Here is a 24,351-nt window from a genome sequence, read left to right as displayed (position 1 = left end):
TCAGGACTTCGGTGACAGTTCTGCGTCACGACATCGGTGACGTTGCCGACGTTGTTGGTGGTGACACTTCTCCCCCAGATTTGATGGATGAGCCGAAATAACCCTGTTGACCCTCGTGTCCGTCTTGCGATCTCGCAATGGCCGCCAGATGCTCCGCGTGGCGCGGTGACGACGTTCTGCGCCGAGCACGGCATCTCCCGGAAGACGTTCTATCTCCTGCGTGCGCGAGCGGTAGCTGACGGGCCCGCAGCGGTGCTCGAGCCGAAGTCGCGTCGCCCGCGAACGTCACCGACTCGTGTGAGTGAGGACGTGAAGCGGCAGGCGCTGGAGGTGCGGGCGGCGTTGGAGCAGTCTGGCCTGGACTATGGGCCGATCAGCGTGCAGGCAAAGATGATCGCGATGGGGTTGCCTGCCCCATCGAACGCGACGCTGTCGCGCGTGTTCCGCGACGCGGGTGTTGCTAGGGCGGCGCCGAACAAACGCCCGCGTGCGTCGTTCCGCAGGTTCGTGTATCCGGCACCGAATGCATGCCGGCAACTCGACGCGACCGAGTACGTTCTCACCGGTGGCCGCAAATGCGTCATCTTCCAGCTCCTCGACGACCACTCCCGTCTCGCGGTCGCATCGCACGTCGCTGCCGGCTAGGGATCGTGGGCCAGCTCGTCGATTACGTCACCCGGCTCGGTGTCGAGCCGATCACCGGAAAGCCCTACAAGCCGACCACGCAGGGCAAGAACGAGCGTTTCCATCAGACCCTGTTCCGCTTCCTAGACAAGCAGCCCATGGCTGCGACCCTCGGTGAGCTCCAGGCGCAAGTCGATGAGTTTGACCGGATCTATAACACCGAACGACCACACCAGGGGCTGCCAGGGCATGTCACACCGCAGCAGGCCTGGGACGCGACACCCGTGGCTGACCCGCCCCGGCCACTCAGTCCCGCCTCCCCGTCGCAGTCACCGGTCGCGGCCGAGGGCGCGCTCCTGCCGGAGAACACCCGCCACGTCACCGTCAGCGGAGGAATCAAGGTCAAAGGGGTGAAGTTCCAGATCGGCAGCCACCTCGCCGGAACACTCGTCACGATCGTCCGAGATGACACGACCATCGCGTTCTACGACGTCAAGACCGGCGCGCTCCTCATCGAGCACCCCTGGCCCGAACCAGGCACCCGCTACGTCAGCAACGGCAAACCCCGCGGGCCGAGAAGAGCACCCACAGCCGACTCGTCACCGAAGTCCTGACGCATCAAATGTCACCGATCTCCTGACACAGTTCCGTCGCCGAAGTCCTGAGACATCACATAACGGACAAACCGGTCGGAACTAAACCCAGGCCAAATCACACTGTAGTGGCAGCGGACACGAGGACAGGAACTGGCTCGCCCAATGGACTGCCTTGGTAATCGGGCTCACCTCCCCAACTCTTCGTGTGACCTCACCATACCAAGCAGTGCAATCGCATCGCCATCGCAGGCACGCCAGATGGCGAGCCGCTTTCGAAACAGTGAGGTCCCCGGGCATCCTTCGATTCCTCCGCCACGTGAGCCGCCAGTCGCGCGGGATTAGGGACGCGTCTGAGCCTCCCGGGTCTAGGCCTCCCGGGTCTTCGGCGAGGACTCGAGAGTGAGCGCTGGGTCGCTCACCACCGCGTTACCGAGCACGTCGTCGATTTGCTTCATCAGCTCGGCCGGAATCTGCACATCAGAAGCTACGACGTTCTCTTTCACCTGCTCGGGTCGCGAAGCGCCGATGATAGCCGATGCGACATTCTCGTTCTGTAGCACCCAGGCAACCGCAAGCTGCGCAGATGTGAGCTTCAATTCGGACGCAATCGGTGCCAAGCCTTGCACGCGGGTCAGGATGTCGTCTTGCATCCAGCGGGAGATCATCTGGGCACCGCCCTTATCATCGTTGGCGCGCGAGCCTTCAGGTATCGGCGCGCCTGGCTTGTACTTGCCCGTCAGTACGCCCTGCGCGATAGGCGACCAGACAATCTGGGAAATACCGAGCTTCTTGGAGGCTGGCACGACCTCAGCCTCGATGACCCGGTAGAGCGCCGAGTACTGTGGCTGGTTGGAGATGAGCTGGATGTTCAGCTCTTTCGCCAAAGCGGCGCCTGCCGTGAGTTGGTCGGCCGTCCACTCGCTGACGCCGATGTACAGCGCTTTGCCAGCACGCACAACGTCCGCGAAGGCCTGAAATGTTTCCTCGAGCGGGGTCTCATAGTCGAACCGGTGCGCCTGGTACAGATCGACGTAGTCGGTTTGGAGCCGGCCGAGTGACCCATCGATGGACTCCATAATGTGCTTGCGCGACAACCCCACGTCGTTGTGACCCTTCGGCCCGGTCGGCCCAAAGACTTTGGTGAAGATTTCGACCGACTGGCGACGCTCACCCTTGAGGGCCTCACCGAGGACGGACTCGGCGGCAGTATTCGCGTAGACATCAGCTGTGTCAAAGGTGGTGATGCCGTTGTCGATCGCAGCCTCAACGCACTGGGTCGCAATATCATTCTCTACTTGCGAGCCGTGAGTCAGCCAGTTGCCGTAGGTGATTTCGGAGATTTTGAGGCCGGAGTTTCCGAGGTAGCGAAATTTCATTCCTTAACTCTACGTCTCGCACGGCGGCCAGGCCTATCGGTCGCGGGCGTGAGCTAAGACTTTCTCGGCTCGATCATCCGCGCCGCCGCGAGGTCTGCAACAAGCCGTATAGACACAAGCGCGATACGAGGTTGCCGACGTGAACAACCCTGATGAGCAGGGGATCCTCTTCTGAAACGTCAATGACCACCGCTTGGCGGCGAAAAGTGTTTCGGTTTATCGTTGAAGGCCACGCCCTCGCGACTGCTGTTGGCCATTCATGGGTGTTCGTGGTGGGGGAGCTCATCGGGGGCGTTGGCTCCTCGGATAAGGACGAATTCCGTCCCGAATAGTCCTAAGCCCTTGACTGCTTTTACCGCTGCGGAGGCATCGTCAAGGTCAATCGACTGAACTCGGCTTACATCGGGGTGCACGATGGTCTTCTGACCGTGGTCCGCCAAGAACGCATCTGGTTTTACACACGGCGCTGCTCCGATGCCTCTTTCGAAAGCAAACTGACGAGGCGAGGGAAACCTCCTCATGATTCCCTTCGTATGTGCGCATGCATGCAGATAATGCACACTCGCTGCGGCGTCGGCGAGCGTAAACATAAACGCACAATGGATTGCTTCATAGTATTTCTGTGTGCGTAATCCGCAGGGGAAGCCGAGTCGGATCACTCCGGCGCTGCTAGCACGAGCCAGTCATAGTGCTCCAGTGCGGCGACCGTCGGCATCGATTCCTGCACACCCCGCGCCCCACCCGCCCGTGGCTAGATAGACTGGGAGCCGCCGGCGAGAGCGCCCCGGCATCCATAATCTTCTGGGAGAAGCCCCCCGTGACTGACGTCTCAACCAATTCCCGCCAGCATGTGGCTGACACCGTTTCGAATGCGGCAGCCACCCCCGAGAAAGAGCAGCCGTATGGTGCCCTCGGGCTGAAAGATGACGAGTACGCGAAGATCCGCGAGATTCTGGGCCGCCGCCCCACCAGTGGCGAGTTGGCCATGTATTCGGTGATGTGGAGCGAGCACTGCTCCTACAAATCCTCCAAGAACTACCTTCGCCAGTTCGGCAAGAAGGTCAGCCCCGCCATGAAGAAAAATCTCATGGTCGGCATGGGCGAAAATGCGGGAGTGGTGGATGTCGGCGACGGCTGGGCTGTGACCTTCAAGATCGAAAGCCACAACCACCCGAGCTTCATCGAACCCTTTCAGGGTGCTGCCACGGGTGTTGGGGGAATCGTCCGCGACATCATCTCGATGGGAGCCCGCCCTGTCGCGGTCATGGATGCGCTCCGCTTCGGCGCCATCGATCACCCCGATACTGCCCGCGTAGTGAAGGGTGTCGTTTCGGGCATCAGCTTCTACGGCAACTGCCTCGGCCTCCCCAACATCGGCGGCGAAACCTACTTCGACTCCGTCTACCAGGCCAACCCACTCGTCAACGCACTGGCTGTTGGAGTGCTGCGCCACGAAGACCTGCACCTGGCAAACGCTCGCGGCGTGGGCAACAAAGTTGTGCTGTTTGGCGCCCGCACCGGTGGCGATGGCATTGGCGGAGCATCCATCCTCGCCTCAGATTCGTTCAGCGAAGGCGGCCCCACCAAGCGCCCCGCCGTTCAGGTCGGCGACCCCTTCGCCGAAAAAGTGCTCATCGAGTGCTGCCTCGAACTGTTCAAGAACGAACTCGTTGAAGGCATCCAAGACCTAGGTGCTGCCGGCATTAGCTGCGCCACCAGCGAGCTCGCCTCCAACGGTGACGGCGGCATGTTCATCGAACTTGAGAAAGTTCTGCTGCGCGACCCCAGCCTCACAGCCGAAGAAATTCTGATGTCTGAAAGCCAAGAGCGCATGATGGCGATCGTGAAGCCCGAAAAGCTTGATGGTTTTCTCAAAGTTGTCGAGAAGTGGGATGTCGAAACCAGTGTGCTCGGTGACGTCACCGACACCGGCCGCCTCATCATCAACTGGCACGGCGAAGAAATCGTCAACGTCGAGCCACGCACCGTCGCGATCGACGGCCCCGTGTATGACCGCCCCGTCGAATACCCCAAGTGGATTGACAAGCTTCAGGCCGACAGCGCCTCCGGGCTCGCCCGCCCGCAGGAAGGTTTCGAACTTCGTGAGCAAATGCTGAAACTTCTCGCGAGCCCCAACCTGGCCGACAAGAGTTGGATCACTAACCAGTACGACCGCTACGTGCTCGGCAACACCGCCCTCAGCTTTCCGGATGACGCCGGCATGGTGCGCATCGATGAAGAAAGCGGTCTCGGCTTCTCGGTCGCAACCGACGCCAATGGGCGCTTCTGCCAACTCGACCCCTACGCCGGAGCGCAAATCGCCCTCGCCGAAGCCTTCCGCAATGTTGCCGCTACGGGGGCACGCCCGGTGGCCGTCAGCGACTGCCTCAACTTTGGCAGCCCCGAAAACCCTGAAGTGATGTGGCAGTTCAGTCGCGCCGTTGAGGGCCTCGCCGATGGGTGCCTTGAGATGGAAATCCCCGTCACCGGTGGAAACGTTTCGTTTTACAACCAGACCGGCGATGTGCCCATCCACCCCACCCCGGTGGTGGCGGTGCTCGGGCTAATCCGCGACGTTGCTGAGCGCATCCCGAGCGGCTGGCAAGACGAAGGCAACAACATTTACCTGCTCGGCACCACCTCGCTTGAGCTTGACGGTTCAGCGTGGGCGGGCACCATCCACGACCACCTCGGTGGCCTGCCGCCCAAGGTCGACCTTGCTGGCGAAGTGCGTCTCGCCGGGCTCATCACCGCCGGCAACGAACAAAACATTATCGCCAGCGCTCACGACCTCGCCGATGGCGGTCTTGCCCAGACACTCGCAGAGTCAGTGATGCGTTTTGGCGTTGGCGCTCGTGTCTGGCTCGGCGAACTACTCGAACGTGACGGCATTGACACCGCAACAGCCCTCTTCAGCGAATCAACCGGCCGCATGATCGTGTCGATCCCGCGCGAAGATGACGTGAAGTTCCGTGGGCTCTGCGAGGGGCGCAACTACCCGGCCATCCGCATTGGGGTCACGGATGCCGCGGCTCCCGCCCTCGAAGTCCAGGACCTGTTCACGCTCACCCTTGACGAGCTCGAGACTGCTCACCGCGGAACGCTCGTGGAGGCATTCGGCGCCTAACCAGACCGCGAAACCGGGTAGTGCGGATCGCGCCAGAGTGCCGCTAGCTAGTGCCCCGCGGTACCCGCCTCCGGCTCGCCACCAGACGCAAACTGCTCGTGGTGGTGGATCACCTCAGCAACCACAAAGTTAAACCACTTCTCGGCAAAGGCGGGGTCGAGGTGGGACTCTTCGGCCAGCAAACGCAAACGAGCAATTTGGGTGCGTTCACGAGTGGGGTCGGATGCTGGCAACCCTTTGGTGGCTTTGAGTCGCCCGACCTGCTGGGTGTATTTGAAGCGCTCAGCGAGCAAGTGGATGAGGGCGGCGTCGATGTTGTCGATGCTGCGTCGTGCGCCCAACAGTTGCTCCCGCACCTCGGGATCAATCTCGGTGGGGGTGGGCTCGGGGGCCTGATCTCCTGCTGCCATACAACGACTTTAGGGCGTACCCGCACGCACCAGCGAATATGAGGGTCACAGCGCTAGGGAATACTCCAAAAGTGCCCGGTGGCACCCGGATGATCGACCGTGATGGTCTCGTCAAGATCGCGATAATTCGTGTCTAAGTTGTGGCCAACCATCTTGATTGTGGTGACCCCATCCACTGTTGTCACCGCAGAGACCACCTGGATGTGGTCAAGATAATCGTTGTTGTTCCAGTCGAACACCGCGAGGTCGCCAACCTTGACTTTCGATCGCTCATCGAAACTCAGCTTGCTTGCGCCGAGTTGGGGATTCGCGGTCAGCCAGGTTTCAAAACTTGGCACGTAACCCCACGCACTGCTCCAGTTGCCTCCCGCGTCGAAGTTGAACCAGCTGTCGGTCATCGTCCAGCCACGCTTGATCAGAGACTGGCTAGCGAAATTTGCGCAGTCTCCGCCGACCGGGTTAAGGTCACCGAACTCCTCGGCGTTGTAGTTGTTCCAGTGCGCCATCAAGTACTGCATCTGGGAATCCACCGGGCTGGAGGCCGCATAGGTGTATTCGAGAGCCGCAGAGGAAGGCACCGGCGTCGCAGCCGCGATTACTTCAACGGTGACGGTCGCCGGTTGGTAGTCGGTGCTGGCCGGCACCGTCACCGTCAGACTTTCACCGTCAGTCAATGCGATTTCGGTCGCCGGCACGCCCCCGAAAGTTACCTCGGTAACGGAGGTCAGCGCCGTGCCCGCAATAACGATCGACTCGCCTCCCGTGAGGGACCCCGACTGGGCACTCACCGAAAGCACCTCAGGCTCGGGAGGGGTAACGACTTCGGCTTCCTCCTGCTGGCTCGTCGATGCATTTTGTGGAACAGGCGCCGCGATGACAACAAATGCGGTCACCGTTGCGGCAAGCCCGAGCACGGCAGCAGAGACGCCCCAGCGGCGAAGAAGAATTGGAGAAGTCATTCTGGCAGTTTCTCAGATAGCAGCCGGTTCTGCATACCAATTAGGCCATGGTGACCGCGAAGCTAAATCGGATCCACTTTTCGCGCGGGCAACCGCAGCCGGCCCTGCGTCAACAACACCCCAAGAATGACCAGAACGGCCCCAACGGGCTCATGCCACGACAGAGTTTCTTTAAGCACAATGAAGCCCAGAATCACCCCGATCACCGGCGTGATGTAGGTGACTGTTGAGGTGCGGGTGGGCCCCCACTCGGCGAGCACTCGGTAGTTCCACACGTAGGCAACTCCGGTTCCCAGGATGCCAAGCGCGAGCAGGCTTGCAACAACGGGCAGGGTGAGGGTCACTGGACCAATGGCGACGAGCGGCGTGAGAATCAAAAAGATGGCGGCGGCGATGCCGATGGTCAACGTGGCTGAGGTGACACCCGCAACGCGGTACGGGGTTACAAAACGGCGCTGGTAACTCATCGCAATTCCGTAGCAACTGGCGGCTCCCAAACAGGCCAGTTGGCCCAGCAGGCTTCCCCTGATGTCGCCGGCCTGCCACGGAGAGATGATCACGAGAACACCAAAAATTCCGAGCGTAATGCCCAGAATCTGCGCGCGCGTTAGTTTCTCGACCCGAAAAACAAGGGTCGCGAACACTGCCGTCATGATCGGCGTCGTCGCGTTGTAAATACTCGCGAGACCGGAACTCACGAACTGCTCAGCCCACGCGAAAAGCAGATACGGGAACACTGCGAAAAAGAGCGAGAGCACAGCGAAGTGGGCCCACACGATGGGCTGGCGCGGCAGCCGGCGACGGCTGAGCGCAAAGATCACTACCAGCGTAAGGGCACCGAGTACGGCCCGGCTCCAGGCAACCTGCCCGAAGCTCACACCATCCAGCGCCACTTTCATGAAGAGAAAACTTGAGCCCCACACCAATCCGGCAGCAGCAAACCGCAGCGAGGTACCCAGGGTGGAGGCCTGGTCGTGCTTCTCTGTGCGCTCCGGTGGCGCGATGGGTATGCTCACGAGCGCGGCTCCTGCCCGAGGCGCTCAAGCAGGCCAGCCCGTATGGCGGGCCACTCGGTGTCGAGAATCGAATAGACCGCGGTGTCTCGCCACGATCCGTCAGCACGGATGCGGTGCTTGCGCTGGATGCCCTCGAACGTAGCACCCAGCTTCAGGATCGCCGCTCGCGAACGCGCGTTGATCGCATCCGCCTGAATCTTCACGCGAACATAGCCGCTGTCGAAAGCGAAGCCAAGAAGGAGCAGCTTGGTCTCGGGGTTGACAGCAGTGCCCCACACTCGCGGATCGTAGGCCGTCCAGCCGAGCTGGAGACCCGCATTGGTGTCGTCAAGATCTCCGAGCGTGCTGACCCCGACGAGGCGGCCAGCTTCCACACCACCCACGAGACGTACAGCAAAGGGGAAACGGTCGGCGTGGCCAAGGTAGGAGCCGCGCATCCACTCGACGAACGATTCAGCGTCGGACGGCAGTCCGCCTGAGCCTCCCCCGTAGCCACCAGCAAAGACTTCGGGCACGCCGATCGCAGGCCAGAGCTCGGCGAGGTGAGCCTCCATCAGCGGTTCAAGCACAACGTGGGTTCCGGTGAAGGTTCCCGGTTCAGGGCGCGTTACAGTCACTGTCAAATCGTCGCACCTCGCCAGCGTTCTGCACCCGCGCAAATCAGGGGTTCAGTCCAGCAGTGTCGGATTGGCTACGCAGCCCCTCGAAATCCTGGCTTCCAGAAAGAAAAAGCAACACACCCCAAGATTTCTCCGGTGCGTGCCGCTTTCGTGAGTGAGCCGATCGCTGCAGTTTCTAGTCGATGAGGTCGTGACGCACGATAATCTCGTCGCGGCCCGGACCGACACCGATCGCGGATATGCGGGCACCACTCATCCGTTCGATGGCGAGCGCATAGTCTTGCGCGTTTTTCGGCAGACCATCAAAGGTGCGGGCACCGGTAATGTCTTCTTGCCAGCCGGGAAACTCTTCATAGATTGGCACCGCATGGTGAAAGTCTGACTGCGAGACCGGCATCTCATCGTGCCGCTCGCCATCCACGTCGTAGGCAACACACACGGGAATTGTCTTCAAGCCAGTGAGCACATCGAGCTTGGTGAGCACGAAGTCGGTGACTCCGTTGATGCGCGCCGAGTAGCGAGCGATGGGGGCGTCATACCAACCACAGCGACGCGGGCGCCCCGTGGTTGTTCCGAATTCAAATCCGTTTTCGCGCAAAAACTCGCCCGAATCGTCGAACAGCTCCGTCGGGAAAGGGCCTGACCCGACACGAGTCGTGTAAGCCTTGACGATACCGATGACACGCTCGAGACGGTTGGGGGCCACTCCCGAACCGGTAGCCGCGCCACCAGACGTGGAACTGGATGACGTGACGAACGGGTACGTTCCGTGGTCGACATCCAACATCGTGGCCTGGCCGCCCTCAAAGAGCACAACTTCGCCGCGATCGAGCGCCTGATTGAGTAGCAGCCCGGTGTCGGAGACCATGGGGCGCAGGCGCTCAGCGTAGCTCAGCAGCTCGGTGACAATCTCTTCGACCTCAATCGCGCGGCGGTTATAGACCTTGACGAGCAAATGGTTTTTCTGATCGAGAGCACCCTCAACTTTTTGACGCAGAATTTTTTCATCAAAAAGGTCTTGGATCCGGATGCCGACCCGGTTGATTTTGTCGGCATACGCTGGCCCAATTCCGCGACCGGTGGTGCCGATCTGACGCTTACCGAGGAAGCGTTCCGTCACCTTGTCGAGGGTGCGGTGGTAGTTGGTAATGACGTGCGCGTTGGCGCTGACCAGCAGCTTCGAGACGTCAACGCCGCGGGCGATGAGCGCGTCGAGCTCTTCGAAAAGAACCTCAATGTCAACCACGACACCGTTCGAGATAATCGGGGTGACACCGTCGGTGAGGATGCCAGACGGCAACAGGTGCAGCGCATACTTTTCACTGCCCACGACGACGGTGTGGCCGGCATTGTTGCCGCCATTGAACTTCACCACATAGTCGATGCGGCTACCGAGGAGGTCGGTGGCTTTTCCCTTGCCCTCGTCGCCCCATTGGGCGCCGATGATCACGATTGCTGGCATGGTGGATCCCTTCGAAGAGGTAGGGGGATTACACCTCAGTCTACTTCAAGGATCTAGCGGCCCGTTCGGATCCGCACCTCATCGGCGACGCGCGTGAGCGCCGACTCGAACGCGATCAGCTCCTCCTCGGTGAGGCTCGAAGTCGATTCCGACACCATTCGAGTAAAGTCAGCGTGGATGCTGCGCATCATAACGTGGCCACTCTCAGTAAGTTCCAGAAGGACGCTCCTGCGATCATGCGGATGCGCGATCCGGTGCAGAGACCCCCGGTCCGAAAGGCGGTTAGTGATCGCCGTAATGGCGCCCGTCGTCATCTCCATGTGTTCCGCCACAGCCTTGGGTGTCACGCTGGCATGTTCGGCGATCCAAAAGAGTGCACGAAGCTCACTTGCGGTTAATCCGTTGCTGATTGCGATCTGCTCGCGGTTCCGTTCGAGGGCGCGAACAAAACGGATCGCCGAGGCAGGGAACCCCGCAAGGGCATGCTTCTCATTGGCGCTGCTCATAAGGAGTGATTTTATTGCAGAAACCTAGAGATAAATAGAGAACTTATCTAGTAACTTACTTAGTGTTTGATGTACGCTGCTGATTGTTACCATTTACGCTCTATCGGAGGCTCTCATGATTCCTGACACCCTGACACAGGGACAGTACGACACCGTCTACAATTTCCTATCCCTCGTGATCGCTTCACAGCTGTTCACCGCTGTGTTCTTGGTGATCGCAATGCCGAGAATCCTGCCACGTTACCGGCAGGCAATCACGGTAGCGATCGTGGTCTGCGGAATTGCTGCCTACCACTACTTCCGAATCTTCGATTCCTTCAAGGAAGCATTCGTATCTGACGCCGCCGGCGGCGCCGGAGTGTACACACAGGCTGTCGGGGCCTCCTTCAACGAAGGTTACCGGTACGTTGACTGGCTTCTGACGGTACCGCTGCTGCTACTGGAACTCATCGCGATTCTCGCGCTCGCCCGCAAGGTGCAAACCAGCCTGCTCCTGCGCCTGCTGCCCGCTGCCGCTCTGATGATCATTCTCGGATACCCGGGAGAGATGAGTGACGACAACATGGTTCGCGGAATTTTTGGTCTCCTGTCGACCATTCCGTTCCTGTACATCCTCTTCGTCCTGTTCACTCAGCTGACGAAGTCGCTCGCCAGTCAACCCGCCTCAGTGCGCCGGACACTCAGCCAGCTTCGCTTCCTGATCCTCCTCAGCTGGGGTGTCTACCCGATCGCGTTCCTGCTCCCGATCCTGAACATCGAAGGTTCCGACGCGTGGGTTGCTATGCAAGTCGGATACTCGGTGGCAGACATCCTCGCGAAGGCCGTTTACGCCCTGATCATCTTCTACGTGGCCCGGATGAAGTCGTACGATGATGACCCCGAGTTCGCCCTTCGGGAGAACTCCAAGGAAGACGCCGCAGTCTACGCTAGAAGGTAAGTAGCTGGTTAGCGGACCCCGGCCCTTTGGGCCGGGGTCCGCTTTCGTCTTTGGGGGTCGAAGTCGTGAGTCATGCTGACCCTTCGGCCCGCGGTGGCGCTAACGCAGCGGGTCGAAGGCGGCGAGTAGGGGGTGCTCGTCGTTGCCGGTAATGGAGTCAGCGAGCATCCGCCCCGTCAGTGGGCCGAGGGTAACGCCCCACATGCCGTGGCCGCCAGCAATGTGCACCCGAGGAGAGCGCGTGGCACCGACAAGCGGCAACCCGTCGGGCGTGCACGGGCGCGAGCCGACCCATTCTTCTTCGCGGGCATCCCAGTCGACACCGTCGAACATGGGGCTCGCGGCGTTGATGATGGTCTGAATACGGCGAGAGTCGGCTGGTGAGTCAGCCGGACGAAACTCCATCATGCCTCCCACCCGCAGCCGATCGCCAAGCGGTGTGCAGGCTACACGTTGCGCGGGCAGGTAGATGGGGTGCGTCGGGATCACGGGTGGTTTCACACTGAAGCTGTAGCCGCGACCAGCCTGCACCACCTGACGCACGCCGAACTGGCGGGCGAGGCTACCGAGCCAGGCCCCCGTAGCGATCACGACCTCGTTGCTGAGCACCGCATCCTGCCCCGCAACCTCAACAGCGACACCAGCGGCACCGAGATCGCGGATGCCCATCACGTTCGCACCCTCAATAATGCGAGCGCCCCGTGCCCGAACGGATGCCGCAAGCACGTCCATGAATGCGGGCGGGTTGATGAAGCGTTGGCCGTTCACGCGCAGCCCATGCGTCACAAGCGTCGAGACACTCGGCTCGAACTCACGCAGTTCGTCGCCCGTGATCTTCTCGAAGCTCACGTGACCGCCGCCCGCAGCGACCTCATCAAATTCGTGGGTGATCGCCTGTCGGTCGTGCTCGTTCACAAACGCGGCAAGAAAGGGGTCGGCGTGGCCCAGCGCCGAAGCGACCCCACCGTCTTCCATGCGGTCAAACGATTCGAGGCTCCACTTGTTGATCTCCGCAAAGGTGACCATATTTCTGCGCCACATGCGCGGCGTCGAATGCCGAGCGAAACCTGCAAGAAAGCGAAGCAGTGTGGAGTTGGCGGCGATCGGAACGTACACGGGCGATGCCGGGTCAACGACAGCCTTGAGTCCGTAACGGAAAATTGATGGCTCAGGCAGTGGGAGCGTCAGCGCGGGAGCAACCCAGCCGGCGTTGCCCCACGAGGCACCGGCAGCAACTCCGGTGCGGTCCAGAACGGTGACCGTGACCCCACGCTCCTGCAAGAACCAGGCCGTGCAGAGCCCCACAATTCCGGCGCCGACAATAGTGACATGGGCAGGCTTTGACACGGGCACCCTCCTCAGTGAACGACGACTTCAGACTAGCGCTCGGGGCCTGCCCGAAGCGCTGCAGCACCCTACTTCGAGAAGCTGACGTGCTGGGTGATCCAGTTGTGCATCGCTACGGCGGCCGCGGCTGAAGCATTGATCGACCGTGTGGAACCGAACTGGCTGATCTCCACAACATCCGTAGCCGCTTCGATGGCTTCGGGCGACAACCCAGGCCCTTCTTGGCCAAACAGCAGCACGCACCGCTGGGGAATGTCAAAGGTCTCAATAATGACGCTGCCGGGCACATTGTCGATCGCAATAATCGGCAGGTCTTTTGCTGTTGTCCACTCCACGAAGGCCGCGACATCCGGATGGTGGAGCACGTGCTGGTAGCGGTCAGTAACCATGGCGCCGCGTTTGTTCCAGCGCCGGCGCCCAATTATGTGCACAGTGTCGGCGCCGAACGCGTTAGCGCTGCGCACGATAGAACCAATGTTCATGTCGTGCTGCCAGTTCTCAATGGCGACATGGAATGGATGCCGTGTCACGTCGAGATCGGCAACGATAGCGTCCATGGCCCAGTAGCGATACCGGTCGATGACGTTGCGGCTATCGCCACGCTCAAGCAGCGCCGGATCGTAGTGGGGCTCGGTGGGCATTTCGCCTCGCCACGGCCCCACCCCGTTGGTCGATAGCTCGACGCTGGGGTTTGGTTCAGTCACCATTCCACGATAGTCCCCGTCAGGGGAGCATTCGTACCAGCTAGTTGTAGTTCCCCGGGACGTTGTGATCGCGTGAGTTAGCGAAGACCTCCGGCAGGATGTGGGTACCACCCTCACATCCCCAACCGAAGGTCTTCATGACTCACGCTAACGCCCCGTTCGCCCCGGAGGGGCGGCTTCGTCTTGCTCGTCTGATCGTGGAAGGCGGCTGGTCCGCTCGTCGTGCCGCAGAACGATTCCAATGTTCACCATCAACAGCATCGAAATGGGCTGCACGTTTTCGCGCTTGTCAGCCCCTGACTGACCGCTCCTCACGACCGAATCGTTCACCGGCGCGCACCTCGCGCCGCCTTGAGCGACGCATCATCGCGTTGCGATTCACCCGTCGGTGGGGACCACATCGGATCAGTTACCACCTGCACCTCAATCGCTCCACAGTCGAGCGGGTACTAGCCCGCTATCGGATGCCAAAACTCGCCTGGCTCGATCAAAGCACGGGACTCCTCGTCCGACGATCAAAACCCGTGCGCTATGAGAAAGCGATACCGGGCGAGCTGGTGCACGTTGATATCAAGAAACAAGGACGTATCCCTAACGGGGGCGGCCACCGAAAGTTAGGCCGCACCATCGGCAACCACAACAACCAGAAAGGCGGCCGCGGATACTCGTTCCTGCATCACGCCGTCGACGACCACTCCCGACTGGCATATTCAGAGATCCTCGACGATGAGAAGAAGGAAACCGCGTCCGGGTTCTGGCGCCGCGCGAACCAGTTCTTCGTCGATGCCGGCATCACCGTGACCGCCGTGATGACCGACAACGGTTCCTGCTACCGGTCAGCCGCCTTCACCACAGCCCTCGGCCCCGTAATCAACCACAAATTCACCCGCCCCTACCGCCCGCAAACCAACGGGAAAGTCGAACGCTTCAACCGCACCCTCGCCGAGGAATGGGCCTACGCCCACACCTACCTCAGCGACGAAGCACGCGCGGCAAACTACCCAGCCTGGCTCCACAGCTACAATCACCACAGACCCCACACCGGCATCGGCGGCCAAACACCATCAGACCGCGTCCACAACCTCACAGGGAACTACAGCTAGTGCGCCCCCCCCCCTGACCACGCAACCGCTCGCCGACTGTTAATCTGAAAGCATGCAGCCACTGTGGAGCCCGGATGGCCCCGATCTTGTCGTTCACGGAGACAACCTCCGTGTTATCGGCACCCTTCCCGACGAAAGCTTTCGGTTGATCTACATCGACCCACCCTTCAACACCGGTCGTACACAGTCACGACAAGCATTGGTGACCACGCGCTCTGCGGATGGCACCCGGATCGGGTTCGGGGGCAACACCTACGAGACAGTCAAAGGTGCTCTCTACTCATACGACGACCGTTTCGCCGACTATTGGGAGTTTCTCGAACCGCGACTCCTAGAAGCCTGGCGCCTGCTCGACGACCGCGGCACCCTCTACTTGCACCTCGACTTTCGCGAAGTTCACTACGCCAAAGTCGCTCTCGACGCGCTCTTCGGTAGGGACAGCTTTCTCAACGAGATCATCTGGGCCTACGACTATGGTGCCCGTGCGACCAAAAAGTGGCCATCGAAGCACGACACGATCCTCGTCTACGTCAAGAACCCCAAGAACTACTATTTCAATAACGAAGAAGTCGACCGCGAACCGTACATGGCGCCGGGGCTAGTCACTCCCGAGAAGGCTGCGCGGGGCAAGCTGCCGACGGATGTCTGGTGGCACACCATCGTCTCCCCGACCGGCAAAGAGAAGACCGGCTACGCGACCCAGAAACCGGAAGGTATTCTGCGACGCATTATTCAGGCATCCAGCCAACCCGGCGACTGGGTGCTCGATTTCTTCGCGGGCAGTGGCACGACCGGCGCCGTCGCGCAAGCCCTGAAACGTCGCGTCATGCTCGTTGAGCAGAATCCGGCTGCGATCGAAATCGTCACCAAGCGCCTCACAAACGAGACCGTGTTCGCTAACATGAGCGTATGATTAATCGCGACGAAATCGAATGCTGGCTCACCGATATGGATGGTGTTCTCGTTCATGAGAACGAACCCGTACCGGGCGCCGCCGAGCTTCTTCGGCAGTGGCGAGACGAAGGCAAGCCCTATCTGGTGCTCACCAACAACTCGATCTTTACGCCCCGCGATCTGAGCGCACGCCTTAAGTCGGCCGGTCTTGACGTTCCCGAGGAATCAATCTGGACCTCAGCGCTGGCAACAGCAGACTTCTTGAAAGAACAGATTCCCGGCGGCAGCGCGTTCGTCATCGGCGAGGCGGGCATCACGACCGCCCTCCATGAGGCCGGTTTCATCATGACCGAAACCGACCCCGACTATGTCGTGATCGGTGAGACCCGCAACTACTCGTTTGAAGCAATCACCAAGGCCATCCGCCTCATCGGCAACGGAAGCCGCTTTATTGCCACCAACCCGGATGCCACCGGCCCCAGCGCAGATGGCCCCCTACCTGCCACGGGCGCCGTTGCCGCGCTCATCAGCAAAGCCACCGGCCGGGAACCGTATGTCGTCGGCAAGCCGAACCCGATGATGTTCCGCTCAGCACTCAACAAGATTGGCGCCCACAGCGAGACCACGGGAATGATCGGTGACCGCATGGACACCGACATCGTCGCCGGAATTGAAGCAGGGCTCCACACCGTGCTGGTGCTGACCGGCATCAGCGATGAGCGCGAGATCGACCGTTACCCGTTCCGCCCGCACGAGGTGCTTGACAGCGTGGCTGACCTGCTCAATAAATAGCGCAAGCTACTCGGCGGTGGCTGCAGCCTCGGCTGCCGCAGGCGGTTGCGCGACCGATTCAGTGAGAGCGTCATCGCCACTGCGGGTCGCATAGCAGAAGTAGGTGCGCTGACCGGATTCCCAATCCTTGGCGGTGGGCGCAAAACTTGTCACCAGCTGAAGATCGGTAAATGCCTGAGCGGCCGCAAAGTTAATGACCGCGTCCGTGGAGCAAAGTGCGGTAGTTCGCGCCACGAGCTCGTCAATCTCCGGGTAGGGGGCCGAAACGACATCGTCGAACTCGCCACGAACTAGAAGTTGACCGGCATGTGGCTCGGCACAGTCAATGACGGTGTACTCGTCTTGCCATGCGGATTCGAATGGCTCAAGGCATTCGCCCCCCAGCAAGGTGTTCCATCCGTGCGTTCCCGCAGGGAGCGGGCCCACGGTCGGTACTGCCGTCGACGAATCGGTCGGAATCGGTGTCGACACCGCAACCGCCGGCAGCGAATCGCCAATGCGGGTACCGGCCAAGAAGAGGGCAGCGAGCGCCAGGGCGGCCACCAGCCCCGCGGCAATAGAAATTGCGATGAGCTGCCCGCGCGGAATCGGCGGACGTGGTGCTTGGGGTGCGCGCGACCGAATCAGTGCGGCAGGAACCAGGGCGCTTCCCGGTTGCTCTTCGTACTCAACAAATCGGTCTTCACCAAAGAGTGCGGTCACCGCATCGTGATCGACAGATTCACCTTCTGGCCCGGCCGATGACACCGGATGCGCGCCAAGAACCTCGGTTGCGCCCTCAAGGGCGGGGTCGACGGCTGCCGGCATCCGAAGTTCTCGACGGGTCGGCATCTGCATGGCCGCCGTCGGAAGATCAGCCGCGTTGATTGCCGCAGTCGGCATATCGGCGACATCCATAAGACCCGTAGGCAGATCGGCCGCGGTGAGCGCTTCGGTCGCTGGAGGCTCCGTTCGGTCGCGCTCAGGCTCAGGCTCAGGCTCGCTAGGGGTCAGTTCCCAATTGAACGCTGGCTCGCGTGGGGGCTGCTCGTCATCCGAGCCTGAAGGGTTATCGCCGGGAGTCACCGGGGCAACCCCAAATCATCGAGCCCGATGGCAGAAAAGTACGGGTAGCCGGCCGCTTCGATGCGCTCCTTGGCCCCCGTGTCGCGGTCAACGACCACGGCGACGCCGGCGATGATCGCGCCGACCTTCTCCAGGGCCTCGATCGCAGCGAGCGGCGATCCGCCCGTGGTTGACGTATCTTCGAGCACGATCACTCGTTTGCCGTCAAGCTCCGGGCCCTCAACCTGGCGACCGCGGCCGTGATCTTTGGGCTCCTTGCGCACAACGAAGGCGTCATAGTTTGCGCCGCGGGCGGCACCCTGGTGAAGGATCGCGGCGGCAACAGGGTCAGCACCCATCGTCATCCCCCCCACCGCAGAAATATCGGGAATATCGGCAATGAGATCGAGCATCACCTGGCCGATCAGCGGAGCAACACGGTGGTCAAGGCTCACTCGGCGCAGGTCGACGTAGTAGCTCGCCTGCTTGCCGCTGGTCAGCATGAAGTCGCCGTGGAAGACGGCGTCGGCGGAAATATAGTCAATGAGCTGCTTCTTGGCGTCGGTCACGTGTACAGAATACCGAAGCGGCGCCCAATCGCGAGGCGGAACTATTAGCGTTGAGGTATGCGCATTGCCACTTGGAACGTGAACTCAATCCGAACCCGCGTGAGCCGCGTCGTCGATTGGATGCTGCGCGAAGACATAGACGTGCTGGCAATGCAAGAAATCAAGTGCAAACCAGAACAATTTCCACACGACGCTTTTGCCGAAGCCGGCTACGAAGTGCAGCTTCACGGCCTGAGCCAGTGGAACGGTGTAGCGTTCGCCAGCAGGCTGGGGATGGATGAGGTGACAGTCGGCTTCGACACCCAACCCGGGTTCGGTAAACCGCTTGATGACGGAACCGTGCCCATTGAGGCGCGCGCCCTCGGGGTCACAGTTGAGGGCACACGCCTTTGGAGTCTCTATGTTCCCAATGGTCGCGAACTCGACAACCCGCACTACGCCTACAAGCTGGAGTGGCTCGCCAATCTCGCCCAGCAGACCAGCAACTGGATGCGCGACAACCCTGAGCAGCCGCTTGCCCTAATGGGCGACTTCAATATTGCGCCGTTCGATATCGACGTCTGGGATGTGGCCGCTTTTGAGGGCAAAACGCACATCAGCGCGCCCGAACGTGCCGCCTTCGCCGCATTCGAAGAGGCCGGACTCGTTGATGCGCTGCGGAGTCGGGGCGTCGAGGGGTACACCTACTGGGATTACCAACGCCTGCGCTTTCCCCGCGACGAGGGCATGCGCATTGATTTCATTTTGGGCTCGCCCGCCTTTGACGATCTCGTCACCGGGGCATCCATTCACCGGGAGGAGCGCAAGGGTGATGGCCCGAGCGACCACGTTCCCGTGGTCGTTGACCTTGCGATCGACACCGAAAACGGTGACGATCGGCCGATGTTCCTTTAGCTGTCGGGCTGCATGCGGGTGACGACCAGGGCGTCTCCATCGGAGGCGAGGGCCACCAGCACCGTGTCCCCATCGCGAATGTCTCCGGCGAGCAGAGCTTTGGCGAGCCTGTCGTCGATCTCGCGCTGCATGAGTCTGCGCAGCGGACGCGCACCATAAATTGGGTCGTAGCCGCGCTCAGCAAGCCAGGTGCGAGCATCCGGGGTCACTGCCAACTCAAGTCGACGATCGACTAGTCGCTTGCTGAGTCGATCAATGTCGAGCTCAACAATCTGGCTGAGATCATCGGTTGAGAGCGGCTGGAACACCACAATGTCGTCGAGTCGGTTGATGAACTCTGGCTTGAATGACTTGCGCACCAGATCGTGAACGGCAGATTTGCGGGCCTCCCACGGCAGTGCCTGCTCGGTGATGAACTGGCTGCCCAGGTTGCTGGTCAGAATCATGATGACGTTGCGAAAGTCAACGGTGCGACCCTGGCCATCGGTGAGCCGGCCATCGTCGAGCACCTGCAACAGCACATCGAAGACTTCGGGATGCGCTTTCTCAACCTCATCGAGCAGGATCACCGAATACGGTCGACGTCGCACGGCCTCGGTCAACTGACCGCCCTGCTCATAGCCGATGTAGCCGGGAGGGGCACCGACCAGGCGCGAGACAGAGAACTTCTCGCCGTATTCGCTCATGTCGATGCGAACGAGAGCTTTTTCGTCATTGAAAAGGTACTTCGCGAGCGCCTTCGCGAGCTCGGTTTTGCCCACGCCGGTGGGGCCGAGGAACAGGAACGAGCCGGTGGGGCGGTCGGGATCGGAGATGCCAGCGCGGGTGCGGCGCACCGCTTCAGAGACGGCCTGCACGGCATCCTTCTGACCAATGAGGCGCTTGCCCAGCTCAGCTTCAAGGTGCAAAAGCTTTTCGGTTTCGCCTTCGGTGAGGCTGTCGACGGGGATGCCCGTCCAGGCTGCCACCACAGAAGCAATATCTTCTTCTGTCACCTGGTCATTGACCATGCGCGGGCCAGCCGGTTCGTTACTCTCGGCGGTGACCAGTGCCTCTTCGATCGAGGGAATTGTTTCGTAGTTGAGCTTCGACGCCCTCTGATATTCGCCATCACGCATGGCACGGTCGAGTTGGATGCGGGCATCGTTGAGTCGGGTCTTGAGTTCACCGATACCGTTCAGGCTCGACTTCTCAATCTTCCAGCGCGCCTCGAGTTCGCTGAGCTTTTTGCCCTGGCTCGCCAGATCTTCACGCAGCTTTGTCAAGCGTGCTTTGGAAGCCTCGTCTTTCTCTTTCTTCAGTGCGAGCTCTTCGATGCGGAGCCGGTCAACGGCACGCTTGAGCTGATCGATCTCGACCGGCGAGGAATCAATTTCCATCTTGAGCCGGCTCGCTGCCTCATCAATAAGGTCGATGGCCTTATCCGGAAGTTTGCGGCCAGAAATGTAGCGGTTGCTGAGCGTTGCGGCAGCCACGAGCGCAGAGTCGGCGATCGCCACTTTGTGGTGGGCTTCGTACCGTTCTTTTAGCCCGCGCAAGATGGCAACCGTGTCTTCGACGGATGGTTCCCCCACGAACACCTGCTGAAAGCGTCGTTCGAGGGCGGCATCTTTCTCAATGTACTGGCGGTATTCGTCGAGAGTGGTTGCCCCAATCAGGCGCAGCTCGCCGCGGGCCAGCATTGGCTTGAGCATGTTGGAGGCGGCAACGGAGCCGTCGCCACCGCCGGCACCCATGAGCGTGTGGAGTTCGTCGATGAAGGTGATGACCTCACCGTCAGACTCTTTAATCTCTTTCAGCACCGCTTTGAGTCGCTCTTCGAATTCGCCGCGGTATTTTGCCCCGGCCACTAGGGCAGCAAGGTCGAGCGAGATCAGTTGTTTGCCCTTGAGTGAGTCGGCGACGTCACCAGCGATGATGCGTTGGGCGAGACCCTCGACAACAGCGGTCTTACCGACACCGGGCTCGCCGATGAGCACAGGGTTGTTCTTGGTGCGCCGAGTCAAGACTTGGCTCACGCGGCGGATCTCTGAATCACGCCCGATCACCGGGTCTAACTTGCCGCTTCGGGCGATCTCTGTGAGATTGACCCCGTACTTTTCGAGAGCACTCTCTTGTTCTTCATCGGTACCGGGGGCACCCTGCATGTTTGCCATTGCAAACCCTCCACAAAAGTTGAGTTAGAACGACTCAATTTTACACCGCGGAGTGCACCCGTGGCTAGCGCAGCGTGGGGCGCCCGCCCCCGTCCGAGGCTACGGGCGCTTCACCAGCTTGCGGTTCATGAACTCCTCAACACCGTGCGGGCCGAGTTCGCGACCGGTGCCGGAATTCTTGACTCCACCAAATGGCAGCTCGGGAGCATCCGCCCCCACCTCGTTGATGTAGACCATGCCCGCGTCAATGCCGTCGGCGATGCGATCGGCCTGGTCGGCATCCGTCGTAAACACGTACGAACCAAGACCGAAGGGTGTGGCGTTGGCCAGCTCCACCGCCTCTTCTTCACTGTTCACGCGGTGAAGGTGGGCAACCGGACCGAAGAACTCGGTGATGAACGCGGGGTTGTCGGCGCTAATGTTTTCGAGCACGGCCGGGGCAAACTTGTTGCCGTCGCGCTTGCCCGTTCCTACCCGCAGCGTTGCGCCGGCAGCGACCGCTTCAGCAACCTGCTCCTCTAGGCTCTTGGCCGCTGACTCGGATGACAGCGGACCCAGTTCGGTGCCCTCCTCCATGGGGTCGCCCACGGTGATCGCCCCCATTGCGGCGCTGAATTTCTCGGCGAATTCTTCGTAGAGATCGTCAATCACGATGAAGCGCTTGGCCCCGTTGCAGGCCTGACCATTGTTGTCGATGCGTGCCGCAACGGCGGCCTCAACCGTGGCATCGATGTCGTCGGTCGACATCAGAATGAAGGGGTCAGAACCACCCAGCTCGAGCACGCTCTTCTTGAGGCTTGCCCCCGCTGCGGCAGCGACGATTCCGCCAGCCCGTTCCGAGCCGGTCAGTGAAACTCCGTGAATGCGCGGGTCGTCGATCATCTTGGCGATCTGGTCGCTATCGGCGAACAAGTTCTGGTATCCGCCGACCGGGTATCCGGCATCCCGAATCAGCTTTTCGAGCGCCGCCGACGACTCGGGGCACTGCTGGGCCGGCTTGATGATCACAGGGTTGCCGAGAATCATGCTGGGGCCGGCAAATCGGGCGATCTGGTAGATCGGAAAGTTCCACGGCATAATGCCCACAATGGGCCCGATGGGGGCTTTGCGAATCCACGCCGTTCCCGCACCGGCGTCAATTTTTTCGTCGGCCAGAAACTCTTCGGCGTTGTCTGCGAAGTAGCGGAAAATGTCGGCGGAGAACTCAACCTCGCCGACGGCCTGCGCCAGTGGTTTGCCCATCTCGCGCACAATAATCTCACCGAACTCTGCTGCTCGTTCGGCCAACAGGTCGGCCACGCGCGCCACGATCGCTGCTCGCTCTTTTACCTGATCACGGTGCGATCCGGTGGCATATTCGGAGGCGGCGGCCGCAACAACCTGCTCCACAACTTCATCACTGACAGCGGGATGAGCTTCGCCCGCTTCGCCGGTGTACGGATTGACCAACTGGTAGATCTTCATTACGTGTTCCTCGCTCCTTGAAGTCACTGGCGACGCCGCCAAGAATTGTTCGTAGGCTACAGGCCAAACCACACAATGTGGGAGTAAGCCTTCGCGGTCAGAGACTCTTCTCAGCGATTATGGCTTCTCGTTGAGATCGATCGCGGCCAACATTGCCCACAATTCGGCGCGACCCTGAAAGCTGTCGAGGCCCAAATTGGTGAGATCGGCGAGTCGCTGCATCCTCGTCTTCAACCCGTGTCGGTGGATGCCCAACTCTCGTGCCGCCGGATCCCACTGCCCATTGTGCCGAAGCCACACCTGCGCGGCGCGCAGCAGCGCCAAGCCCTCCGGTGAATCGATCACGCGGGCCAGTCGTGCGTGGGCAATATCGGCGACCGAACTGGTAGCGAGAAGCCCGAAGAAGCTTTCTCCCACCAGACTCTCGAACTCGGTGATCGTGCCGGGTTGGGCCGCGTCGAGGGAGCGTGTCGCCTGCGTGATGGCGCCGGTAAGTTCGGTCCAGCCGACCTCACCCGACAGCCCCACGGTGAGGTTGTTGATGCTGAAGAAGCGCCGTTCGGCGGCAAGCTGACCGGCGTCGATGAGCACAAGCAGGTGCCGACCATCCGCTACCGCAAAGAAGCGGCTCTCGGGTCGGGCTGCGCGGCGTTCGAGCACATCACGCACACTGGCGCTCGTGTCGCTGAGGTTGAGCGCGGCAACAGCAAACCGCTGTACCGGAAGCTCAATGCCGGCAACCCGCACGGCACGGCGCACACTGTCGACACGGCCATCTTTCAGAAGCTGAAACAGTTGCTCGAGAATCGCACGGTGACCCACCCGCAGATTTTCGGTCTGCTCGAGCGACACCTCGGCAAGCGCCGCCAGCACCGTCATCACTGACCGATCAAGGTCACCAAATTCGCTGCTGCGCGACCACGCTACGGCGCCACAGAGTCGACTGCTCGCGCCCAGCGTCTGAACGATGCGGTGCGCGTCGGGGGTGTTGTCGGCGACGTCGGCGACGCGGGCGCGGCGCGCTCGTGCCAGGAGTGTGTTCACTGAGGATCGGATGTCGGGAGGGCAGTCGGGCATGCTGGTCTCGCTTGGATCACCCACCACTTCGCCGTCGGCGTCGAAAATCCACACGTGGCAGTCAAGATGCTCGGCCGCGCGCGCGGCGGCAGCACCCAGGCGCCCTTTGCCGACGGCGGCACGCGCGATGTCGTTTTGGGCGGCGAGCGCGCGATCGAATCCGGCTCTGGTCTGTTCGGCTTCGTTGTCGGCAACCAGGCGACTGATGGCGATGAACGGGATGCGGTAGGGAACTTCGAACAGCGGCAGACCGACAGCGACACAGGCGTCAATGAGCTTGTCGGGAACCCCGTGGGTGATCACTTCGGTTCCGAACCCGAGGGCTGCGACTCCGGCTGTGAGCAGCCGCGCAACGTAGGAGTCAAAGTCGGGGGCCGGGTTGTCGACGAATTGGCGGCCGGTCGTCAGCAGCAGTTGGCCCTCGGTGAGAAATGGTGTCGGGTCGTCGAGGTCGGAGTTGTGAACCCAGTTCACTGAGCGGTCAAAGGTGTCGTGCGAGGTGAGCGCGCGCAGCGCCAATTGTGGCGTTGTGACGATGTCCCAGAGCGGTGTTGGCATGATGAATCCTCCCTGATGCCATTCTGGCACTATGACGCCACCAACGTGCCAGTCTGTTCCTTCTGCCGTCAGCGTTCGAGCGCTAGGTTGGGGCAAACACATTCTTCACAGATTGG

General features: G+C 61.0%; 21 protein-coding genes and 1 pseudogene. 8 read left to right on the top strand and 14 right to left on the bottom strand.

Translation table 11 applies throughout. The annotated features are described in order from the left end of the window. Window positions 1–87 precede the first annotated feature (87 nt). Window positions 88–1,238 (top strand): annotated as a pseudogene (locus FB472_RS08615) (integrase core domain-containing protein). A gap of 347 nt (window positions 1,239–1,585) precedes the next feature. On the opposite strand, the gene FB472_RS08610 reads toward FB472_RS08615, so the two are convergent. Continuing rightward, the gene (locus FB472_RS08610) at window positions 1,586–2,596 is read right to left on the bottom strand and encodes an aldo/keto reductase family protein (RefSeq protein ID WP_141990557.1); all 1,011 of its coding nucleotides are present in this window, start codon (window positions 2,594–2,596) and stop codon (window positions 1,586–1,588) included. 182 nt (window positions 2,597–2,778) lie between these two features. Here FB472_RS08610 and FB472_RS14010 point away from each other — a divergent pair, with 182 nt between their 5' ends. After that, on the top strand, window positions 2,779–2,928 hold the full coding sequence (locus tag FB472_RS14010) for a hypothetical protein (protein ID WP_170192066.1): 150 nt from the start codon (window positions 2,779–2,781) through the stop codon (window positions 2,926–2,928). A gap of 485 nt (window positions 2,929–3,413) precedes the next feature. After that, window positions 3,414–5,723, top strand: a complete 2,310-nt coding sequence (purL, locus tag FB472_RS08605; protein ID WP_141990556.1) for a phosphoribosylformylglycinamidine synthase subunit PurL — start codon at window positions 3,414–3,416, stop codon at window positions 5,721–5,723. Window positions 5,724–5,770: 47 nt separating this feature from the next. Here purL and FB472_RS08600 read toward each other — a convergent pair whose 3' ends face one another. The 6 genes from FB472_RS08600 to FB472_RS08575 form a co-directional block, all read right to left on the bottom strand. Then, window positions 5,771–6,133 (bottom strand): chorismate mutase, encoded by a 363-nt coding sequence (locus FB472_RS08600; RefSeq protein WP_141990555.1) that lies wholly within the window; start codon window positions 6,131–6,133, stop codon window positions 5,771–5,773. 53 nt (window positions 6,134–6,186) lie between these two features. Next, window positions 6,187–7,092, bottom strand: a complete 906-nt coding sequence (locus tag FB472_RS08595) for an amidase domain-containing protein (RefSeq protein WP_141990554.1) — start codon at window positions 7,090–7,092, stop codon at window positions 6,187–6,189. Between the two features lie 62 nt (window positions 7,093–7,154). Further along, on the bottom strand, window positions 7,155–8,108 hold the full coding sequence (locus FB472_RS08590) for a DMT family transporter (protein ID WP_141990553.1): 954 nt from the start codon (window positions 8,106–8,108) through the stop codon (window positions 7,155–7,157). Further along, window positions 8,105–8,725, bottom strand: a complete 621-nt coding sequence (locus FB472_RS08585) for a GNAT family N-acetyltransferase (RefSeq protein WP_141990552.1) — start codon at window positions 8,723–8,725, stop codon at window positions 8,105–8,107. The genes FB472_RS08590 and FB472_RS08585 overlap by 4 nt, the downstream gene beginning before the upstream one ends. A 178-nt stretch (window positions 8,726–8,903) precedes the next feature. Then, window positions 8,904–10,190, bottom strand: coding sequence for an adenylosuccinate synthase (locus FB472_RS08580; RefSeq protein WP_141990551.1), 1,287 nt, complete (start codon window positions 10,188–10,190; stop codon window positions 8,904–8,906). A 53-nt stretch (window positions 10,191–10,243) separates the two neighbouring features. Beyond that, window positions 10,244–10,696, bottom strand: a complete 453-nt coding sequence (locus FB472_RS08575) for a MarR family winged helix-turn-helix transcriptional regulator (RefSeq protein ID WP_141990550.1) — start codon at window positions 10,694–10,696, stop codon at window positions 10,244–10,246. A 115-nt stretch (window positions 10,697–10,811) separates the two neighbouring features. On the opposite strand from FB472_RS08575, the gene FB472_RS08570 reads away from it, so the two are divergent. After that, on the top strand, window positions 10,812–11,633 hold the full coding sequence (locus FB472_RS08570; RefSeq protein ID WP_141990549.1) for a bacteriorhodopsin: 822 nt from the start codon (window positions 10,812–10,814) through the stop codon (window positions 11,631–11,633). 99 nt (window positions 11,634–11,732) lie between these two features. Here FB472_RS08570 and FB472_RS08565 read toward each other — a convergent pair whose 3' ends face one another. Next, the gene (locus tag FB472_RS08565; protein WP_215730420.1) at window positions 11,733–12,980 is read right to left on the bottom strand and encodes an NAD(P)/FAD-dependent oxidoreductase; all 1,248 of its coding nucleotides are present in this window, start codon (window positions 12,978–12,980) and stop codon (window positions 11,733–11,735) included. A gap of 68 nt (window positions 12,981–13,048) precedes the next feature. After that, window positions 13,049–13,687 carry a TrmH family RNA methyltransferase gene (locus FB472_RS08560; protein ID WP_141990547.1) on the bottom strand — a complete coding sequence of 213 codons (639 nt, stop codon included), beginning with the start codon at window positions 13,685–13,687 and terminating at the stop codon, window positions 13,049–13,051. A 134-nt stretch (window positions 13,688–13,821) separates the two neighbouring features. Between FB472_RS08560 and FB472_RS08555 the strand changes: the two genes are divergently transcribed. Genes FB472_RS08555 through FB472_RS08545 form a run of 3 tightly spaced genes read left to right on the top strand, consistent with a single transcriptional unit; the run spans window position 13,822 to window position 16,473 of the window. After that, window positions 13,822–14,787 (top strand): IS481 family transposase, encoded by a 966-nt coding sequence (locus FB472_RS08555; RefSeq protein ID WP_141990546.1) that lies wholly within the window; start codon window positions 13,822–13,824, stop codon window positions 14,785–14,787. A 52-nt stretch (window positions 14,788–14,839) separates the two neighbouring features. Beyond that, window positions 14,840–15,700, top strand: coding sequence for a DNA-methyltransferase (locus FB472_RS08550; protein WP_141990545.1), 861 nt, complete (start codon window positions 14,840–14,842; stop codon window positions 15,698–15,700). Continuing rightward, window positions 15,697–16,473 carry an HAD-IIA family hydrolase gene (locus FB472_RS08545; protein ID WP_141990544.1) on the top strand — a complete coding sequence of 259 codons (777 nt, stop codon included), beginning with the start codon at window positions 15,697–15,699 and terminating at the stop codon, window positions 16,471–16,473. Before FB472_RS08550 ends, FB472_RS08545 begins: the two co-directional genes overlap by 4 nt. A 6-nt stretch (window positions 16,474–16,479) precedes the next feature. Here the strand turns inward: FB472_RS08545 and FB472_RS08540 are convergent, their stop codons facing one another. Next, complete coding sequence (locus tag FB472_RS08540; protein ID WP_141990543.1) at window positions 16,480–17,538, bottom strand: septum formation family protein; 1,059 nt, start codon at window positions 17,536–17,538, stop codon at window positions 16,480–16,482. Beyond that, the gene (gene pyrE / locus FB472_RS08535) at window positions 17,535–18,086 is read right to left on the bottom strand and encodes an orotate phosphoribosyltransferase (protein WP_141990542.1); all 552 of its coding nucleotides are present in this window, start codon (window positions 18,084–18,086) and stop codon (window positions 17,535–17,537) included. Before pyrE ends, FB472_RS08540 begins: the two co-directional genes overlap by 4 nt. Window positions 18,087–18,143: 57 nt before the next feature. On the opposite strand from pyrE, the gene FB472_RS08530 reads away from it, so the two are divergent. After that, window positions 18,144–18,980: an exodeoxyribonuclease III gene (locus FB472_RS08530; RefSeq protein ID WP_141990541.1), complete on the top strand. Its 837-nt coding sequence runs from the start codon at window positions 18,144–18,146 to the stop codon at window positions 18,978–18,980. Here FB472_RS08530 and FB472_RS08525 read toward each other — a convergent pair. The 3 genes from FB472_RS08525 to FB472_RS08515 form a co-directional block, all read right to left on the bottom strand. Next, on the bottom strand, window positions 18,977–21,136 hold the full coding sequence (locus FB472_RS08525) for an ATP-dependent Clp protease ATP-binding subunit (RefSeq protein ID WP_141990540.1): 2,160 nt from the start codon (window positions 21,134–21,136) through the stop codon (window positions 18,977–18,979). The genes FB472_RS08530 and FB472_RS08525 overlap by 4 nt on opposite strands. A gap of 99 nt (window positions 21,137–21,235) precedes the next feature. Then, window positions 21,236–22,600 (bottom strand): NAD-dependent succinate-semialdehyde dehydrogenase, encoded by a 1,365-nt coding sequence (locus FB472_RS08520; RefSeq protein WP_141990539.1) that lies wholly within the window; start codon window positions 22,598–22,600, stop codon window positions 21,236–21,238. Window positions 22,601–22,717: 117 nt separating this feature from the next. Beyond that, a complete protein-coding gene (locus FB472_RS08515) occupies window positions 22,718–24,235 on the bottom strand; it encodes a PucR family transcriptional regulator (protein ID WP_141990538.1) in 1,518 nt (505 codons plus the stop codon). Window positions 24,236–24,351: the final 116 nt, after the last annotated feature.

Source organism: Rhodoglobus vestalii (genome assembly GCF_006788895.1).
Classification (GTDB): Bacteria; Actinomycetota; Actinomycetes; order Actinomycetales; family Microbacteriaceae; genus Rhodoglobus; species Rhodoglobus vestalii.
Note: the sequence above shows the minus strand (reverse complement) of the source record. Positions and strands in the feature narration are given on the sequence as shown.

Excerpts from the sequence above, each read along its gene's own strand:
- FB472_RS08580 (WP_141990551.1), bottom strand. The coding sequence starts at position 10,190 with ATGCCAGCAATCGTGATCATCGGCGCCCAATGGGGCGACGAGGGCAAG.
- FB472_RS08525 (WP_141990540.1), bottom strand. The coding sequence starts at position 21,136 with ATGGCAAACATGCAGGGTGCCCCCGGTACCGATGAAGAACAAGAGAGT.
- FB472_RS08595 (WP_141990554.1), bottom strand. The coding sequence starts at position 7,092 with ATGACTTCTCCAATTCTTCTTCGCCGCTGGGGCGTCTCTGCTGCCGTG.
- FB472_RS08610 (WP_141990557.1), bottom strand. The coding sequence starts at position 2,596 with ATGAAATTTCGCTACCTCGGAAACTCCGGCCTCAAAATCTCCGAAATC.
- FB472_RS08530 (WP_141990541.1), top strand. The coding sequence starts at position 18,144 with ATGCGCATTGCCACTTGGAACGTGAACTCAATCCGAACCCGCGTGAGC.
- FB472_RS08555 (WP_141990546.1), top strand. The coding sequence starts at position 13,822 with ATGACTCACGCTAACGCCCCGTTCGCCCCGGAGGGGCGGCTTCGTCTT.
- FB472_RS08520 (WP_141990539.1), bottom strand. The coding sequence starts at position 22,600 with ATGAAGATCTACCAGTTGGTCAATCCGTACACCGGCGAAGCGGGCGAA.
- FB472_RS08575 (WP_141990550.1), bottom strand. The coding sequence starts at position 10,696 with ATGAGCAGCGCCAATGAGAAGCATGCCCTTGCGGGGTTCCCTGCCTCG.
- FB472_RS08570 (WP_141990549.1), top strand. The coding sequence starts at position 10,812 with ATGATTCCTGACACCCTGACACAGGGACAGTACGACACCGTCTACAAT.
- FB472_RS08545 (WP_141990544.1), top strand. The coding sequence starts at position 15,697 with ATGATTAATCGCGACGAAATCGAATGCTGGCTCACCGATATGGATGGT.
- FB472_RS08515 (WP_141990538.1), bottom strand. The coding sequence starts at position 24,235 with ATGCCAACACCGCTCTGGGACATCGTCACAACGCCACAATTGGCGCTG.
- FB472_RS08550 (WP_141990545.1), top strand. The coding sequence starts at position 14,840 with ATGCAGCCACTGTGGAGCCCGGATGGCCCCGATCTTGTCGTTCACGGA.
- FB472_RS14010 (WP_170192066.1), top strand. The coding sequence starts at position 2,779 with ATGACCACCGCTTGGCGGCGAAAAGTGTTTCGGTTTATCGTTGAAGGC.
- FB472_RS08560 (WP_141990547.1), bottom strand. The coding sequence starts at position 13,687 with ATGGTGACTGAACCAAACCCCAGCGTCGAGCTATCGACCAACGGGGTG.
- FB472_RS08600 (WP_141990555.1), bottom strand. The coding sequence starts at position 6,133 with ATGGCAGCAGGAGATCAGGCCCCCGAGCCCACCCCCACCGAGATTGAT.